Raw genomic sequence first — 12,912 nt, forward strand, 5'->3', positions numbered from 1 at the left:
ACCCCCCAGCGGGTCGCGGCAGCGGGCGCGCCCCCCCACGCCCCCGCGCTCCGCCCCCCCGCCCTCGGGCCCCCATCGGCCGGGGGCGTCGGCCCGCCTCGCCCCGGGCCGGTTCGTCCGGGGCGGAAGAAGTTCATCAGGGGGTCCGGGCTTTCGGCGGCCCGGCCCCCGACCGCACGCCCGAGTCGTGAGGGGGATGCATGGCCACCGTTGAACTCCGCTTCAGCGCGCTGCCCGAGCACGTCAGGACCGCCCGGCTGGTGGCGGCAGCGGTGGCGCGCAGGGCCGGAGTGGACGAGGCCGTACTCGACGAGGTGCGGCTCGCCGTCGGTGAGGCCTGTTCCCGCGCCGTCGGGCTGCACCAGAGCGCCGGCATCACGGCGCCGGTGAAGGTGGCGCTGATCGAGGAGGAGAAACAGTTCTCCATCGAGGTCGGCGACGAGGTACCCCATTCGCCCTCGGGGGACCGGGCGCCCGGCGGTGCCGACGAGGAGGCGGACGCGGAGGCCGAGGAGGACGAGATGGGCCTCGCGGTCATCAGCGGACTCGTCGACGACGTGGAGGTCAACGCCGGGGAGGACGGCGGACTGATCCGCATGACCTGGCCGACGACGCCGCCGGCCGTCGCGCTCGCCTGACCCACCCCCGCCGAACCACCCCGCGCCACTCGGCGCACCCCGCGAGTCACCCCGAAGGGCCCTGCTGAGCAGGGCCCTTCGTGTTGTTTTCCGTCGACCGTCGGAATTCGTGAAGAAATTCACGATCAATGACCCGATAATTTGATCAAGCGTCAATGTGGCCGTCAATGCCTTTGGGGCATTACCACTTTCGGGTTCTGTGAGATGGCGTCGATCATTTGCTGAAGAGCATGCGAAGGCCAATTCTGTTTACCGCGCACTGTTTTGATCAGGTTCCGGTACCTACAATCCGTCCACATCTTGAGCTCAGCCCAAGCGTCAAGGAGGACGAATGGCGGGGCTTTCTACCCCTCATCAGTTGGGCCACCCCACAACCTTCGCAGCCGCAGTCCTGACCGACGACAACCGCGTCCTGGTGGCAGTCATCGCGGCCGTCGCGCTGGCGGCGCTCGTGGTCGCAGGGATCCTGGTGCGCCAGGTGCTCGCGGCGGGCGAGGGCACCGACAGCATGAAGAAGATCGCGACGGCGATCCAGGAAGGTGCGAACGCCTACCTGGCCCGGCAGCTTCGCACGCTCGGCGTATTCGCCGTCGTCGTGTTCTTCCTGCTCATGCTGCTGCCCGCGGACGACTGGAATCAGCGCGCCGGCCGATCGGTGTTCTTCTTGATCGGTGCCGCCTTCTCGGCGGCCACCGGTTATATCGGCATGTGGCTCGCCGTGCGCAGCAATGTGCGCGTCGCCGCGGCGGCCCGGGAGGCCACTCCCGCGGAAGGCGAGCCGGAAAAGGATCTCACCGCCGTCTCGCACAAAGCCATGAAGATCGCTTTCCGCACGGGCGGCGTCGTCGGCATGTTCACGGTGGGGCTCGGCCTGCTGGGCGCCTCCTGCGTGGTGCTGGTGTACGCGGCCGACGCGCCGAAGGTGCTCGAAGGCTTCGGCCTCGGGGCCGCCCTGATCGCCATGTTCATGCGTGTCGGCGGCGGCATCTTCACCAAGGCCGCCGACGTCGGCGCCGACCTGGTCGGCAAGGTCGAGCAGGGCATTCCGGAGGACGATCCGCGCAATGCCGCGACCATCGCCGACAACGTGGGCGACAACGTCGGCGACTGTGCCGGTATGGCGGCCGACCTGTTCGAGTCGTACGCGGTGACCCTCGTGGCCGCGCTGATCCTCGGCAAGGCGGCCTTCGGTGACTCCGGGCTCGCCTTCCCGCTGCTCGTGCCCGCGATCGGCGTGCTCACCGCCATGATCGGCATCTTCGCGGTCGCCCCGCGCCGCAGCGACCGCAGCGGCATGACCGCGATCAACCGCGGCTTCTTCATCTCCGCGGTGATCTCGCTCGGACTCGTGGCGGCGGCGGTCTTCGTCTATCTGCCCGGAAAGTACGCGGACCTGCACGGCGTCACCGATGCCGCGATCAGGGCCAAGGACGGCGACCCGCGGATCCTCGCGGTGGTCGCGGTGGCCATCGGCATCCTGCTCGCCGCCGTGATCCAGCAGCTGACCGGCTACTTCACCGAGACCAACCGCCGCCCGGTGAGGGACATCGGCAAGACCTCCCTCACCGGCCCGGCCACCGTCATCCTGGCCGGCATCTCCGTCGGCCTCGAATCGGCCGTCTACACCGCCTTGTTGATCGGCCTCGCCGTGTACGGGGCGTTCCTGCTCGGCGGCACGTCCATCATGCTGGCGCTGTTCGCGGTGGCGCTGGCCGGCACCGGCCTGCTCACCACGGTCGGCGTGATCGTCGCCATGGACACCTTCGGTCCGGTCTCCGACAACGCGCAGGGCATCGCCGAGATGTCCGGCGACGTCGTGGGCGCGGGCGCGCAGGTGCTCACCAACCTGGACGCGGTCGGCAACACCACCAAGGCCATCACCAAGGGCATCGCCATCGCCACCGCCGTCCTGGCGGCGTCGGCGCTCTTCGGGTCGTACCGCGACGCGATCACCACCAATGTGCACGAGGTGGGCGCGAAGCTGTCCGGCGCCGGGTCGCCGCTGAGCCTGTCGATGGACATCTCGCAGCCCAACAACCTGGTCGGCCTGATCGCCGGAGCGGCGGTCGTCTTCCTCTTCTCCGGGCTCGCCATCAACGCGGTGTCGCGGTCGGCGGGTTCCGTGGTGTACGAGGTGCGGCGGCAGTTCCGCGAGAAGCCCGGGATCATGGACTTCACGGAGAAGCCCGAGTACGGCAAGGTCGTCGACATCTGCACCAAGGACGCCCTCAGGGAGCTGGCCACGCCCGGCCTCCTGGCCGTCCTGGCGCCGATCTTCATCGGGTTCACGCTCGGTGTCGGCGCGCTCGGCTCGTACCTCGCGGGCGCGATCGGCGCGGGCACGCTGATGGCGGTGTTCCTGGCCAACTCCGGTGGCGCCTGGGACAACGCCAAGAAGCTGGTCGAGGACGGGCACCACGGCGGCAAGGGCAGCGAGGCCCACGCGGCCACGGTGATCGGTGACACGGTCGGTGACCCCTTCAAGGACACCGCCGGTCCCGCGATCAACCCGCTGCTGAAGGTGATGAACCTGGTGTCGCTGCTCATCGCGCCGGCGGTCATCAAGTTCTCCTACGGCGAGGACAAGAACATCGGCGTACGGATCGCCATCGCGGTCCTCGCGCTGCTGGTCATCGTCGGCGCCGTGTACGTCTCCAAGCGGCGTGGCATCGCCGTGGGCGACGAGGACAACAACGCCGAGCGGGTGACCAAGTCGGCCGATCCCGCGGTGGTTTCGTAGGCCGTCTTACGGCGGTCCGCTCAACGGGCGGGCGGGTGGAGCGCATTGGCGCACCGCCCGCCCGTTCCGCTGTGCGCGCGCCCTCACCGTGAGCCTTCTCTCGCTTGCTGCAAAAGGTAGCAAAATGGGTCTAAGCGGATGTTCGGCATGCGACTGTCACCCATCCGGCGTGTAGGGTCCGGGGGCCGAGAGCCATGGAAGGGACCGATCCGGTGAACAAGAAGCTCGCGGCCGCGCTGTCCGGCGGTGCGGTACTGGTGGTGGCGCTGTCGGGATGCACCAGCAGCGGCGGAAGCGAAAACAACGACAAGCTGGATGCCTGGGCCAAGCAGGTCTGCGACGCGGTCCAGCCGCAGGCCAAGAAGATCGCGGCCGCCAACACCGCGATCCAGAAGGAGACCTCGGACAACAGCACGCCGGCGGAGGTCCGGAAGACCGACGCGCAGGCCTTCCAGGACATGTCCGACGCCTACAAGGCGATCGGCGCCGCCGTGAAGTCGGCCGGGGCACCGAACGTCGACGGCGGCCAGAAGAAGCAGCAGGACGCGGTCAAGGAGCTCAACGGCATCGGCGCGTCGTACGCCGCCCTCAAGAAGCAGGTCGACGAGCTCGACACCAAGGACCAGGCGAAGTTCGCCGACGGCCTCAAGGACATCGCGACCCAGCTCGACAAGCTGAGCACCACCGGGAACGACGCGCTGAAGAACCTCGAGGCGGGCGACGTCGGCCAGGCCATGGCCAAGCAGGAGAGCTGCAAGACGGCGGCCTCGTCCTCGTCGGCCGCGGCGGGCTGACCCCCGGGGCCGGGTGTCGGCGCGGGGCGGTCCGGGTACGTGCGATGTCGGTCCGAGCGGACACAATGGGGAACGTGAGTAACGCCACCCTGTCCTCCCTGCCGTCCACCGACCGCCCCGACGTCGCCGCCCGGCTCCGCGCCGCCCTGCTCGGCGCCGACTTCACCGTCGACGGGCTGCTCGAACTGCTCGGCGCCCCCGCGTACGCGGCGCTGGCCCGCAGCGAGACCGTCCCCGCTCTCCGGGCGACCCGCGGGGACACGCCGCTGGAGACGCTCGTACGGCTGTTCCTGCTCCAGCAGCCCGTGCCGCACGCACGCGTGACGGACGTGTTGCCGGTCGAGGAGTGCCTGGAGAGCGGATGGCTGACGCGCGCGGGCGCCGACGAGGTCGCGGCGACGGTCGACGTACGGCCGTACGGCGGGCCGGACGGCGAGGACTGGTTCATCGTGTCGGACCTCGGATGCGCGGTCGGCGGCGCCGGCGGCATCGGCGGTCAGGGCCGGCAGGCGGACACGGCCGTGGTCCTCGGTGTCGGCGGGGCGTCCACGACCCTGGCCGGCATCACCGTCCGTACCCCCGTCGCCTCCGCTCTCGACCTCGGCACCGGCTCCGGGATCCAGGCCCTGCACGCCACCCGGCACGCCACGCGCGTGACGGCGACCGACCTCAACCCGCGCGCGCTGCACATCACCGCGCTGACCCTCGCCCTGTCCGGTGCCCCGGCGGCCGATCTGCGCGAGGGCTCGCTCTTCGAGCCGATCAAGGACGACGAGACGTTCGACCTGATCGTGTCGAACCCCCCGTTCGTGATCTCGCCCGGCGCCCGCCTCACCTACCGCGACGGCGGGATGGGCGGGGACGACCTGTGCCGCTCGCTCGTTCAGCACGCGGGGGAAAGGCTGACCGAGGGCGGGTTCGCGCAGTTCCTCGCCAACTGGCAGCACGTGGAGGGGGAGGACTGGCAGGACAGGATCAGGTCGTGGGTGCCACGCGGGTGCGACGCCTGGATCGTGCAGCGCGAGGTGCAGGACGTCACGCAGTACGCCGAGCTGTGGCTGAGGGACGCCGGTGACCACCGTGCGGATCCGGCGGAGTACCAGGCGCGTTACGACGCCTGGCTCGACGAGTTCGAGGCGCGCAAGGTCAAGGCGGTGGGCTTCGGCTGGATCACCCTGCGCAGGACCGCGGCCGCCGAGCCCTCGGTCACCGTGGAGGAATGGCCGCACCCGATCGAACAGCCGCTCGGCGAAACGGTCCGGGCGCACTTCGCCCGCCTCGACTACCTCCGCGAGCACGACGACGCGGCGCTGCTCGACGGCCACTTCAGGCTGGTGGCCGAGGTCGTCCAGGAACAGGTCGGCCTGCCCGGCGCCGAGGACCCGGAGCACGTGGTGCTGCGCCAGAACCGCGGTATGCGCCGTGCCACCAGGGTGGACACGGTCGGTGCCGGCTTCGCGGGCGTCTGCGACGGCTCGCTGAGCGCGGGCCGGATCCTCGACGCCATCGCCCAGCTGATGGGCGAGGATGCGGTGGTGCTGCGCGACCGCACGCCCGCGCAGATCCGGCTGCTGGTGGAACAGGGCTTCCTCGAACCGGCCGGCTGACCCCGGACGCGCGGGGTGGACTCGGCGGGCTCTCGGCGGGCTCCGGGCGGGCACCTGCGCCGTGCGGCCGACCCGGGTGCGCGGCACCTGGCGTATCGCCGCCGCCCGCCGTGCCCGCCGACCGGGCGACGCGCGCTCACCGTCCGTGCGGTGGCGCACACCGCCCGGGTGACCGGTGTCGCATCGGCTCAGGAGGGCGGGCCACGAAACCCCGGCCGAGACCCCTGACGGCCCGCCTGTGAGAAAAACGGCCGGAAAAATATCTGTCCCTGCCCAGACCGGGGAAATTTCGAATACATGTACGAAATACTGTCGGCCTGACGTTCACCTCGGGTTCGCCCGCCCGCCGCCCCCGCGTGGCAGTCTCCGGCCGCTGGGCACTGGTGGACGACGGAGCAGGGGCGGGCGAGTCATGGAGAGCGGACCGGCGATCTTCGCGGGATTGGTGTTCGCCCTGTTCGGAGGCGCAGTGATGGTGTGGACCGCCACCCGGGCCCGGCACCGCGAACCCATCGCCCACGGTGTGAACCAGGTCGCATCCGTCACGCTCGCGGGCCTCGCCTCGGTGGTCTCGATGGGGCTCGCGGTGTACTGCCTCACCCGCCTCTGAGTGCGGCTCGCGTGCTGTCGTACGCGTAATTGGAACGTCACCCTCCGGACAGGGCCGCGCGGGCCGCCCGGCACTCCGGGCGGCAGGAATGGCGGTAGTCGGGTTACCGTTCGAGTGGCCGTTGTGGGCTTTTCCCGTTTGACACGGGGGCGGGATGTACCGTCACACTCCGCAGCGTCACCACGACACGACCCCGGGACACAGGCCTGGGGAGGCCCCAGCCTCGACCGGAGAGAAGAGCGAAGTTGTCCCCGACCAGCGAGACCGCACAGGGCGGCCGCCGACTCGTCATCGTCGAGTCGCCTGCCAAGGCGAAGACGATCAAGGGCTACCTGGGCCCCGGCTACGTAGTCGAAGCGAGCGTCGGGCACATCCGCGACCTTCCCAACGGCGCCGCGGAGGTGCCGGAGAAGTACACCGGTGAGGTCCGCCGCCTCGGCGTGGACGTCGAACACGACTTCGAGCCGATCTACGTCGTCAACGCCGACAAAAAGGCCCAGGTCAAGAAGCTCAAGGACCTGCTCAAGGACTCCGACGAGCTCTTCCTCGCCACCGATGAGGACCGCGAGGGCGAGGCCATCGCGTGGCACCTCCTGGAGGTCCTGAAGCCCAAGGTCCCGGTCAAGCGGATGGTCTTCCACGAGATCACCAAGGACGCGATCCGCGAGGCCGTCGCCAACCCGCGCGACCTCAACCAGCGCATGGTCGACGCCCAGGAGACCCGCCGCATCCTCGACCGTCTCTACGGCTACGAGGTCTCGCCGGTCCTGTGGAAGAAGGTCATGCCCCGCCTGTCGGCCGGCCGTGTCCAGTCGGTCGCGACCCGGCTCGTGGTGGAGCGCGAGCGCGAGCGCATGGCGTTCCGTTCCGCCGAGTACTGGGACCTGACGGGTACCTTCGCGACCGGCCGGGCCGGTGACCCGAGCGACCCGTCGTCCCTGGTCGCCCGCCTCCAGACCGTCGACGGCAGGCGTGTCGCGCAGGGCCGCGACTTCGACTCGCTGGGACAGCTCAAGAGCGCGAACACCCTGCACCTCGACGAGGCGAACGCCCGTGCCCTCGCCGCCGCCCTGGAGAACACCCGGTTCTCGGTGCGGTCCGTCGAGTCGAAGCCGTACCGCCGCTCGCCGTACGCCCCGTTCCGTACGACGACGCTGCAGCAGGAGGCCAGCCGCAAGCTCGGCTTCGGCGCCAAGGCGACGATGCAGATCGCGCAGAAGCTGTACGAGAACGGCTACATCACGTACATGCGTACGGACTCCACGACGCTGAGCGACACCGCCATCGCGGCCGCCCGCGCCCAGGTCACGCAGCTGTACGGCGCCGACTACCTGCCGGCCCAGCCGCGCACCTACGCGGGGAAGGTCAAGAACGCCCAGGAGGCGCACGAGGCGATCCGCCCCTCGGGTGATCGTTTCCGCACGCCGGCCGAGACGGGTCTGACCGGCGACCAGTTCAGGCTCTACGAACTGATCTGGAAGCGGACCGTCGCCTCCCAGATGAAGGACGCGACCGGCAACAGCGTGACCGTGAAGATCGGCGGCGCGGCCGCCGACGGCCGGGACGTCGAGTTCAGCGCGTCCGGAAAGACGATCACCTTCCACGGCTTCCTGAAGGCCTACGTCGAGGGCGCCGACGACCCGAACGCCGAGCTCGACGACCGCGAGCGCCGGCTGCCCCAGGTCACCGAGGGTGACGCGCTGTCCGCCGAGGAGATCACGGTCGACGGGCACGCCACCAAGCCCCCGGCCCGTTACACCGAGGCCAGCCTGGTCAAGGAGCTCGAGGAACGCGAGATCGGCCGCCCGTCGACGTACGCGTCGATCATCGGCACGATCCTCGACCGCGGCTATGTGTTCAAGAAGGGCACGGCCCTCGTGCCGTCCTTCCTGTCCTTCGCCGTGGTCAACCTCCTGGAGAAGCACTTCGGGCGGCTCGTCGACTACGACTTCACCGCCAAGATGGAGGACGACCTCGACCGCATCGCCCGTGGCGAGGCGCAGTCGGTGCCGTGGCTGAAGCGGTTCTACTTCGGCGAGGGCGGCACGGCCGGGGGCGGCGCGGCCGACGCCGGCAACGGCGACGGGGACCACCTCGGCGGCCTGAAGGAACTGGTGACCGACCTGGGCGCGATCGACGCGCGCGAGGTGTCGTCGTTCCCCGTGGGCAACGACATCGTGCTGCGGGTCGGCCGCTACGGCCCCTACATCGAGCGCGGCGAGAAGGACACCGAGCAGCACCAGCGCGCGGACATCCCCGAGGACCTCGCACCGGACGAGCTCTCCGTCGAGCTCGCGGAGGAGCTGCTGGCCAAGCCCAGCGGCGACTTCGAGCTGGGCACGGACCCGGAGACCGGCCATCCGATCGTCGCCAAGGACGGCCGTTACGGCCCGTACGTCACCGAGGTGCTCCCCGAGGGCACCCCGAAGACCGGCAAGAACGCGGTCAAGCCGCGCACGGCCTCGCTGTTCAAGTCGATGTCGCTGGACACGGTGACCCTGGAGGATGCCCTCAGGCTGATGTCGCTGCCGCGTGTCGTGGGCACCGACGCGGACGGTGTGGAGATCACCGCGCAGAACGGCCGCTACGGCCCGTACCTGAAGAAGGGCACGGACTCGCGGTCCCTGCAGTCCGAGGACCAGCTCTTCACGATCACGCTGGAGGAGGCGCAGGCGATCTACGCCCAGCCGAAGCAGCGTGGCCGGGCGGCCGCCAAGCCGCCGCTGAAGGAGCTGGGGGAGGACCCGGTCAGCGGGAAGCCGGTCGTGGTCAAGGACGGCCGGTTCGGGCCGTACGTCACCGACGGCGAGACCAACGCGACCCTGCGTTCGGGTGACAGCGTCGAGACGATCACCCCTGAGCGCGGTTTCGAGCTGCTCGCCGAGAAGCGCGCCAAGGGCCCCGCCAAGAAGGCTGCGAAGAAGGCACCGGCCAAGAAGGCACCGGCCAAGAAGGCCACCGCCACGAAGACGGCCGCCGCGAAGAAGACGACCGCGGCGAAGAAGACCGCGGCCAAGAAGACGACGGCCAAGAAGACCACCGCCAAGAAGGCCACGGCGGCCAAGGCGGCGGCAGAGGACTGAGACCGCGCGGAAGCCCGGACCGGACCACCGTCCGGCTGCCCGGTCCGGCCTTGCCCGCTTCGCAGATCTTCACATCCGGTTCGCGAAACGAACGCCTCGGCATCACTTTGGTGTCGAGGCGTGCGCACGTTCGGACGGTCGCGGCGGGCTGTCCGTGCCTGCCGATAGGCTGAACGCATGACGCGAGCCGAGCAGCCAACGGCCCTCACCACACCGCCGGACGACACCCTCGTAGCGGACTCCCGCGAGCGGGCCGTCCGCGCCCTGCTGCACCAACCGCAGCTGAAACGGTTGTGGAGCGCGCACCTCGTGAGTGGCGTCGGAGACGCCCTCGCGCTCCTCGTGCTGGTCCTTCTCGTCCTCCAGGCGGCGATCGCGGAGGGCTCGTTCGGCGGCGGCTACCGGGGCGCGGCGTTCGCAGTGGCGACCGTCTTCGCGGCCCGCATCCTGGCGACACTGCTCTTCGGTGCCGTGCTCCTCGGCCCGCTCACCTCCCTGACCTCCCAGGACGGCCCGCTCGACCGGCGCTGGACCATGGTCGGCGCGGACGGGCTGCGAGCCGTGCTGCTGATCATCGCGCCCCTGTGGATCGACTGGACGCCGGCGAACGCGCCGGCCGTCCTGCTCGTCACCGTCTTCGTGATCGGCGTCGCAGAGCGTCTGTGGTCGGTGTGCCGGGAGAGCGCGGCGCCCGCGCTGCTGCCCGCCCCGCCCCTGGAGGGCGCCACGGTACGGCCGCTGCCGGACCACATGGACGCCCTGCGGCGGCTGTCGCTGCGCACGGGCTTCGTGGCGGTGCCCCTGGCGGCCGCCGCCCTCGTCGTCGCGTCGCTCCTCAACAACCTGCTGGGCACCGTGAGCGCCTGGTTCGACCAGCACCAGGCGGCCCTCGGGTCGTACGTCGCGGCGGGCCTGTTCGCCGCGTCCCTCTCCGTGCTGACCGCCCTGGAGCTGCCCGGCACGCGCACCCCGCGCGCGCGGTCCCCGCTCGAAGGTCTGCGCCGCCCCAAGACGGGCACGGGCGTCGACAAGGGCCGCACGGGGGCCATTCCGCTGCTCGTCCTGGCCTGCGCAGCCGTCGCCGGGGCGATCTCCGCCGCCGTCGCCGTGTGCGTGCTGCACGCCAAGGACCTGGGCGGCGGCCCGGTGCTCTACGGGCTGCTGGTGCTCGGGCTGACCGGCGGAGTGGCCGTCGGCATCCGCACCGCCCACGCCGTCATGCCGTCGCTCTCCCGCCGCCGCCTGCTGGCGCTGGCGATCGCCTTCACCGGCATCGCGCTGCTGGCCGCAGGGCTCGTCCCGGACGTCACCAGCGTGCTGCTGATCGTCACGCTGGCCGGGATCGGCGCGGGCATGGCCGCCAACACCGGCCACACGCTGCTCGACCAGGAGGCCGAGGACTACCGCCGGCCGCGTACGACGGAGCACCTGCACGCGGTCGTACGGGTCTTCGTGGCACTCGGCGCGCTGATCGCGCCCCTGGTGGCGGCCCTCATCGGCCCGCACCGGCTGGAGGACGGCAGGTTCGTGTTCGCGCACGGCGGTGCCGCCTTCACCCTGATGCTGGTCGGTGCGCTGCTGCTGCCGGTGGCCGCGCTGGTGCTCGCCAAGGTCGACGACCGGTCCGGCGTGCCGCTTCGGCACGACCTGCGGGACGCGCTGCTCGGCGGCGACGATCCGGCGCAGACACCGGCGACGAACGGTTTCTTCATCGCCCTGGAGGGTGGCGACGGCGCCGGGAAGTCCACCCAGGCCGAGGCCCTCGCGGAGTGGATCCGGGCCAAGGGCCACGAGGTCGTGCTCACCCGTGAGCCGGGGGCGACCCCCGTGGGCAAGCGGCTGCGCTCGATCCTGCTGGACGTCTCGTCGGCTGGGCTCTCGCACCGCGCGGAGGCGCTGCTGTACGCGGCGGACCGCGCCGAGCACGTCGACACGGTCGTACGGCCCGCACTGGAGCGGGGAGCCGTCGTCATCTCCGACCGGTACATCGACTCGTCGGTGGCCTACCAGGGGGCGGGCCGCGACCTTTCCCCGACCGAGATCGCACGGATCAACCGCTGGGCGACCGACGGACTCGTCCCTCACCTGACCGTCCTGCTGGACGTGGCGCCCGAGGCCGCCCGCGAGCGGTTCACCGAGGCGCCGGACCGGCTGGAGTCGGAGCCGGCCGAGTTCCACGCGCGCGTGCGGGCCGGCTTCCTGACGCTGGCCGCCGCCGACCCGGGGCGCTACCTGGTCGTGGACGCGGCCCAGGAGCCCGAGGCCGTCACCACCGTGATCCGGCACCGGCTCGACACCGTGCTGCCATTGTCCGAGGCCGAGGTGAAGGCCGCCGAGGAGGCCCGCAGGGCAGCCGAGGAGGAGGCCCGCCGCAAGGCCGAGGAGGAGGCCGCGCGCAAGGCCGAGGAGGAGCGCCTGGAGCGCGAGCGCCAGGAGCAGCTCGCCAAGCTGCGCGCCGAGGAGGAGGAGCGCAAGCGGCGCGAGCTGGAGGAGGCGCAGCGGCGCGAGGCCGAACGTCAGGCGGAGGAGGCCCGGCAGCGTGCCGAGGAGGCACGCAGGCGTGCCGAGGAGGAGCGGGCCCGGCTGCTGGCCGAGGAAGAGGCCCGGGTCGCCGAGGAGGCCCGGCGCAGGGCCGACGAGGAGCGGCGGCGCAAACAGGCCGAGGAGGAGGCCAGGCTGCGCGCCGAGGCCGAGGAGCGGCGGCTGGAGAAGCAGCGGAAGGCCGAGGAGGCCCTGTTGCGCGCGGAGGAGGCCCGGCGCCAGGCGGCCGAGGCCGCGGCCGCGGCCGATGTGGCCGCCCGGCAGCCCGCGACGCCCCGGCCCACGGCTCCCGCCGTTCCGCAGGAGGCGGCGACCGTGCCGACTCCGGTGGTGACGCCGGGGGCGGTGGACGAGACGGCGGTGCTGCGGCCGGTCCGTACGGACAAGGGTGCGGGAGCGGCCGACGGCGACGACCGGACCGGGCAGCGGCGCCGTGGCGGCGGCCGGTCGTCCCGGGCGTCGTCCGGGGAGTCCGCGTCCGGGACCGAGGCCGAGGTGACGGCAGAACTTCCGCAGCCGCCGGTGCCTCCGGGGGCCGCGGACGAGACGGCCGTACTGCCCCCGGTGGTTCCCGGCGCGGCGGACGAGACGGCCGTACTGCCGCCGGTGCCTCCGGGCGCCGCGGACGAGACCGCCGTACTGCCTCCCGTGCAGGCCGATGGTCCGGCGGACCGGATGCCGCGGGGCTTCTTCCGGGACGAGCGCCCGGCCGCCGGGCCGGAAGGCCCCGCGGACCGCACGCGCGAGCTCCCGCAGGTCGACGCCGACGGCGCCGGCCGCGGGCGACCCCGGTCCGACAGGGACCCGGAGTCGCCGATGGACGATCTGCCCTCGCTGGTCTCCGGCCGGCGGGGGGAGTGCCGGGACCAGGAGGCCGTGGACGGCGCCGGGCTGGGGAG

Annotated in this window: 7 protein-coding genes; all 7 read left to right on the plus strand. The window is 71.5% G+C overall.

The genetic code is table 11. The features are described from left to right. Window positions 1-200 precede the first annotated feature (200 nt). Complete coding sequence (locus ACFW2E_RS16115; RefSeq protein ID WP_384466794.1) at window positions 201-638, plus strand: ATP-binding protein; 438 nt, start codon at window positions 201-203, stop codon at window positions 636-638. Window positions 639-969: 331 nt separating this feature from the next. Beyond that, entirely contained in the window at window positions 970-3,378 is a 2,409-nt protein-coding gene (locus tag ACFW2E_RS16120; RefSeq protein ID WP_384466796.1) for a sodium-translocating pyrophosphatase, read from the plus strand. Between the two features lie 194 nt (window positions 3,379-3,572). After that, window positions 3,573-4,172 carry a small secreted protein gene (locus ACFW2E_RS16125; RefSeq protein WP_384466798.1) on the plus strand — a complete coding sequence of 200 codons (600 nt, stop codon included), beginning with the start codon at window positions 3,573-3,575 and terminating at the stop codon, window positions 4,170-4,172. A gap of 65 nt (window positions 4,173-4,237) precedes the next feature. Further along, window positions 4,238-5,779 carry a methyltransferase gene (locus ACFW2E_RS16130; protein WP_384466800.1) on the plus strand — a complete coding sequence of 514 codons (1,542 nt, stop codon included), beginning with the start codon at window positions 4,238-4,240 and terminating at the stop codon, window positions 5,777-5,779. Between the two features lie 412 nt (window positions 5,780-6,191). After that, window positions 6,192-6,389, plus strand: coding sequence for a hypothetical protein (locus tag ACFW2E_RS16135; protein ID WP_384466802.1), 198 nt, complete (start codon window positions 6,192-6,194; stop codon window positions 6,387-6,389). A gap of 245 nt (window positions 6,390-6,634) precedes the next feature. Then, window positions 6,635-9,472 carry a type I DNA topoisomerase gene (gene topA, locus ACFW2E_RS16140; RefSeq protein WP_384466804.1) on the plus strand — a complete coding sequence of 946 codons (2,838 nt, stop codon included), beginning with the start codon at window positions 6,635-6,637 and terminating at the stop codon, window positions 9,470-9,472. Between the two features lie 177 nt (window positions 9,473-9,649). Continuing rightward, a partial coding sequence (gene tmk, locus ACFW2E_RS16145; RefSeq protein ID WP_384466806.1) for a dTMP kinase occupies window positions 9,650-12,912 on the plus strand: 3,263 nt, incomplete at its 3' end.

It is taken from the genome of Streptomyces sp. NPDC058964 (genome assembly GCF_042741275.1).
GTDB lineage: Bacteria > Actinomycetota > Actinomycetes > Streptomycetales > Streptomycetaceae > Streptomyces.